The sequence below is a fragment of the Agromyces bauzanensis genome, from assembly GCF_014645655.1.
Classification (GTDB): domain Bacteria; phylum Actinomycetota; class Actinomycetes; order Actinomycetales; family Microbacteriaceae; genus Agromyces; species Agromyces bauzanensis.
This window is the reverse complement of the sequence record NZ_BMMD01000049.1, coordinates 1-4666: the sequence shown is the minus strand read 5'-3', so window position 1 is coordinate 4666 and position 4666 is coordinate 1. Positions and strand designations below refer to the sequence as shown.

The 4666-nt window shown below is 65.5% G+C and carries 7 protein-coding genes; 5 read left to right on the top strand and 2 right to left on the bottom strand.

What is annotated here, in order from left to right; genetic code table 11:
- Positions 1-71: 71 nt before the first annotated feature.
- Both IEX31_RS18180 and IEX31_RS18175 read right to left on the bottom strand, forming a co-directional pair.
- The gene (locus IEX31_RS18180) at positions 72-350 is read right to left on the bottom strand and encodes an SDR family NAD(P)-dependent oxidoreductase (protein WP_229662487.1); all 279 of its coding nucleotides are present in this window, start codon (positions 348-350) and stop codon (positions 72-74) included.
- Positions 351-518: 168 nt separating this feature from the next.
- Positions 519-1229 (bottom strand): ferredoxin--NADP reductase, encoded by a 711-nt coding sequence (locus IEX31_RS18175; protein ID WP_188744803.1) that lies wholly within the window; start codon positions 1227-1229, stop codon positions 519-521.
- A gap of 301 nt (positions 1230-1530) precedes the next feature.
- Between IEX31_RS18175 and IEX31_RS18170 the strand changes: the two genes are divergently transcribed.
- From IEX31_RS18170 to IEX31_RS18150, 5 genes are all read left to right on the top strand, one after another.
- A complete protein-coding gene (locus tag IEX31_RS18170; RefSeq protein ID WP_188744802.1) occupies positions 1531-1971 on the top strand; it encodes a MarR family winged helix-turn-helix transcriptional regulator in 441 nt (146 codons plus the stop codon).
- A 344-nt stretch (positions 1972-2315) separates the two neighbouring features.
- On the top strand, positions 2316-2528 hold the full coding sequence (locus tag IEX31_RS18165; protein WP_188744801.1) for a hypothetical protein: 213 nt from the start codon (positions 2316-2318) through the stop codon (positions 2526-2528).
- A 134-nt stretch (positions 2529-2662) separates the two neighbouring features.
- Positions 2663-3142 carry an FAD-dependent oxidoreductase gene (locus IEX31_RS18160; protein WP_188744800.1) on the top strand — a complete coding sequence of 160 codons (480 nt, stop codon included), beginning with the start codon at positions 2663-2665 and terminating at the stop codon, positions 3140-3142.
- Positions 3143-3147: 5 nt separating this feature from the next.
- Positions 3148-3327: a hypothetical protein gene (locus IEX31_RS18155; RefSeq protein ID WP_188744799.1), complete on the top strand. Its 180-nt coding sequence runs from the start codon at positions 3148-3150 to the stop codon at positions 3325-3327.
- Positions 3328-3894: 567 nt separating this feature from the next.
- Positions 3895-4290 carry a VOC family protein gene (locus IEX31_RS18150; protein WP_188744798.1) on the top strand — a complete coding sequence of 132 codons (396 nt, stop codon included), beginning with the start codon at positions 3895-3897 and terminating at the stop codon, positions 4288-4290.
- Positions 4291-4666: the final 376 nt, after the last annotated feature.

Below are 4666 nucleotides of genomic sequence, written 5' to 3'. Positions count from 1 at the left end.
GGTGGAACGAAAACCCGAAGCCCTTCGTCTGGACCAAGCCCGCCGAGCAGATCCTCGACTCCCTCAAACGACTACTCCAACGAACTACCGGCGCAGGACACTAGGTCGAGCGGTCGAACCTTGACGACGGCTTCAGTATCACGAGATCGCGCCGCAGGGGATGTCTCGGCGAGGCGGTCCGGATCGCGAGCCACCACGACCAAGTCGTGGCCGGCCTCGGCCAGGTCGATCGCGGTCTGGCGTCCGACGCCGGAGCTCGCGCCGGTGATTATCGCGAGGGGCGAGAGTGTGTAGTCATCTTCGGAGTTGCATGGCAAGACGGGCGGGGATCCAGGTATCCGTGTTACCACCTGCGGCACAAGGGCGTGCCGAGCGGGCCGCCCGAGGACGCCGCGACACCAACCGTCGCCGGTGGTCTCGTCGTCGAGAGTCCTCTCTCCGCGTTCGCGTGGAGCGCACGTCCTGACTGCGAGTCAGGTGGGAGACATCCGGCCTCGTATTCGTGGACCTCGAGGGCATCAGTGTGCCGTCGGGTTGGCCGCGGTGAGATTGCGTACGTCCGCGCTACCGGCCGAGCGCGGACCGGACCAACCGATGAAGGGGCCGGCCTTCACTTGGGTCGGCTGCACGCCGTTCGCTTGGAGCAGCGCTTTGGTCGACTTCACGAACGCAACCGTCCCGGCGATCATGAAGGATGCTTCCGGCTGGGCGACAGCGGACGCCTTCACCCGGTCGCCGAATTCCTCGCGCGAGCCCGGGCAGTAGGCGTGAGTGGCAAGCGGCTCTGTGTCACCGCGGAATGGGTGTGCGGTGCCGACGTGAATGAGGGTGGTTTGTGGCCTGGACGACAGCAGCGCCAGGTGCCGAAGGATCGACCTGAACGGGGTGGCAGCGGTTCCCTGCGCCAGCATCACGACCTCGGTCGCCAATGGATCCAAGGTGAAGTTCGAGAGCGGTCCTGCGAGGCGAACCGTCGACCCCCGGGTCAGTGCCGCGAGTGCGCGCTTGATCCGGCTCCCGGAAGCAAGCGTCGTGCCCAGCGCGATGGTAGCGTCCTCTGGTGCGGAAGCGATCGTGAATGGCCTGATACCGCCGTTCGGCACGTACCAGAGGCCGTGCTGCCCGGCGCTGAAACCGAACGGCTTCGTGGGCTGGAAATGGAATGTGGTGGCGCCTTGGTCGTCGTCGGACCTGGACCGGAATTCAAGGCGGGCAATGGTGAGTGGCATGTTGTTGTCTCCTGGCATCGCGCACCTGTGCGCGCAGCGGTGACGCGTGTGTGCGCACGATGGTGATCAGCGACGCCGACTTGAATCGGTGGCCTGGGATCTCGTTCGGCCCGGCCGGAGCGGCGAAGGGCCCTGAGTCGAACCCACAAATAGAATAGCATACTATGTATCTAGGTTCAAGAGATGGCGCTTGCTCAGTCGAGGCCCGCCGCTGCCGGAGGGCTCGTGGGATCCGTGTGTTGCGCAGGAGTGCGAGGATCTATTCGAATGCGCCAGCGACACGTGATCGAGGGGCGGCGACGTGGGCTTCGAACGGTACGAATCAGCGGGATTCATGATCAACCTGAGTGCACGTGTGTTCGAGCGTCGCATGGCGGAGGCACTTGCCCCCCTCGGGTTGTCGCCGGCGTACCTGCCGGTGATCTTCACCCTGTCTGCCACGGGCCCGGCGACACAGGCCGAGCTGGCGCGATCCGCCGAAATCGAGCAACCCACGATGGCACTCACGCTTCGCCGCATGGAACGCGATGAGATCATCTATCGCGTACCTGACGAGACCGACGGGCGGCGCGCGATCGTGCACCTGACTTCTCGTGCAGAGGAATTGGTACCGCAAGTGGAATCGATTGCTGACGACATCAACAGCAGAGCATTCGACGGACTGCCGGCAGGTTCTTCCGCCCAACTCATCGATCTCCTGACGCGGGCCGCCGCGAATCTCACGCAGCGCCCGGTGGAATGACCGAGGCTCGAGACGAGTCTGGTGGGAGCTTCAAATCCGCAGCGTCGCGTCTCCTGGCCTCCATGTCCATCGGAGTCGAATCCGGACTGGAGGCCGTATGCCGAGCCGGTCGCACACAGTGATGAGGGGCCGCCACCCCATGGCCGTCGTACTCCGGGTTGAGGGATGTGACGTGACACCGAAGGTCGCGGTGCTCCGCCCGAGTAGGAGACGCTGGACCTCAGAGACAGGCGGGTACCGAGATTGCCGCGCGGTATTGTCTTTTCGACCACCGTGATGCGCCAGCGTGGGATTTGTTCACTCGGCGAAAACTCGGCGCGAACCGGTCGCAATTTGGTACGAGGTTGCTGCAGATCGAACGCGCACGGCTCGGCGGTGACTGCCTTTGGACCGGCTGCTTGCCGTCCAAGGCGCTCATCGCCGCCGCCCACGCGCCAGATGCGGCGAATCACTCCGGACGGCCGACCACCCTCGCTTCGAGCGCCGCGGCCTTCCGCACCGCCATGGCGTCGGTCGATCGGGCGATCCAGACCATCGCCCCGGTGGATTCGACGTAGGCGCTCGAAGCCGAGAACATAGCAGTCATGATGGGCGACGCGCGGTTCACGTCCGACCGAACGCTCACCGTCGACGGCACCGAGGTGCGGTTCCGGCAGGCCTTTATCGCGACCGCACCCCACCGGCTCTACCAGTGATCGACGGGGCGGGCTCGGTGCGGATACGCACCAGCGAGGACTTCTGGGACCTCACCGACCTCCCCACGCGGTTCGTCGTGCTCGGCGGCGGCCCGATCGGATGCGAGCTGGGGCAGGCGATGGCGCGGCTGGGCTCGCAGGTGACGATCGTGCACCGCGGTCGACGGATCCTGCCGAAGGAGGACGAGGATGCGAGCCGGATCATCCACGACGCGCTGCTCCGCGACGGTGCGACCGTACGCACCAGCCGCACCGGCGCGTCGATCAGCTCGAGCGACGGCGAATCCGGGGTCCTCATCCTCGACGACGGGAGCACGATCGAGTTCGACGTCATCGTCGCCGCACTCGGCCGGGCGCCGCGGGCCGACGCCCTCGGCCTCGAACATGCGGGCGTCCGCACCGACGCAGACGGCTACGTCGCCGTCCACGCGACGCTCCGCACCACGAACCCCGGATCTGGGCCGCCGGCGACATAACCGGATTGCCGAAGTTCACCCACACCGCCGGCGTCAACGACAGCGTCGCCGCGACGAACGCGATCCTCGGGCTGCGCCGGAAGGCCGAGACGCGGGTCATCCCCTGCGTCACCTTCACCGCCCCCGAGGTTGCGGCCGCCGGGTGCGGCCCGACGAGGCGGACGCCCACGGCCACCGGGTGGTGACTTGGGATCACGTTAGGCACGGGCCTGGTCGCCGCCGTCATCGCGGTGGTGGCTCACGCGCTGCATTCCAGCAGAGCCCGTCGGTCGGCCACGACCACATCAACGCCACATGAGTCAAGTCAATCCCGGCATCCGAAAGGCCGGCGATGAGACCGAGTTCCCACGGCGTCCGCGCCGCCGGGATGCCATCGGAACTGATCGTCGAGCCGATACGCAGAAGAAGGTGTCGTGTTCGTGGGAGTCGACTTTCGCGAATTGCCTGTCGGACTTTCCCAATGACGAACTCCCGCCGTCGCGCGATCGTGGACTACGGGGGAGCACCCAGCGCGGACACTGCGTTCATGGGTCTCACCTCCTGCCGACGGGTCGCGATCGACAAAACGCTTGCACAACCCGGCGGGAATGCGGCAGCCTGGCCGGCACCGTACCGACCAACCGTGTCGGATGTCGCTGCCCGGCCATTGCTGTCGGAACTCTCAACCTCCGATGGAATCCCACCGGTCGGCCCATCCTGGCCCCGGGTAGCCTGCTGGCAGAGGCGCTACGATTCGAGGTGGAGGCGGGCTCGTGCCGATCGATCACATAGGACTCGGTGTGCCGGACGTACGCGCGGCGCAGATCTATTACGACGAGCTAATGCCGAAAGTCGGCTTCCAGCCGTGCTTCGGTAACGGCTATTGCCCCGTCGATTGGAACGGCGCTCAACTGTTTCTGTATGAGGCGAAGGAAGAGAGTCCCTACTCGCGTTCTCAGCCCGGTTTCCACCACCTCGCCTTCGTCGTTTCGACCAGGAATGAGGTTGATGTAGTGCACGCCTGGGCGCAGGGCCGCGGCGATCAGGTTCTGCGCGCGCCACGAGTGTTCCCGCAGTTCGGGGAGCATTACTACGCGACCTACCTTCTTGACCCGCATGGATTCAGACTGGAAGTCGTCTGCCTCACTGCCGTCGAGGCGGAGCACTAGAACAGCACAACCCGCGGATTCCACGACGTGTGCTTGACGGTTCGTCGCTCGGCATGTGATCAACAGGTCAGGGACCGGGAGCGGACCGTGGCTCCAGGATCACGACTGCGGTCTCGGATGACCGAAGCGCCGCAAGGTCGTCCAGGCCCGTGTCGATCACGCGCCACTTGGACCAGAGACGCGTGCGTTTCGTCAGTTGAGTCCCGCATAGTGGATGTAGCGCGGTGGCGCGGCTCGTCGTTATGGACGTAGACGCGGTCACCGTGTGAAAGTGAGTATTCGGACCTCTGAGCGCCGCGGGATATTCACTCTCAGCGCCGCTCGATATCCCCTTTCAGCGCCGTCCGGTATTGTCGGTGAGCGCCGCCCCTCCGCG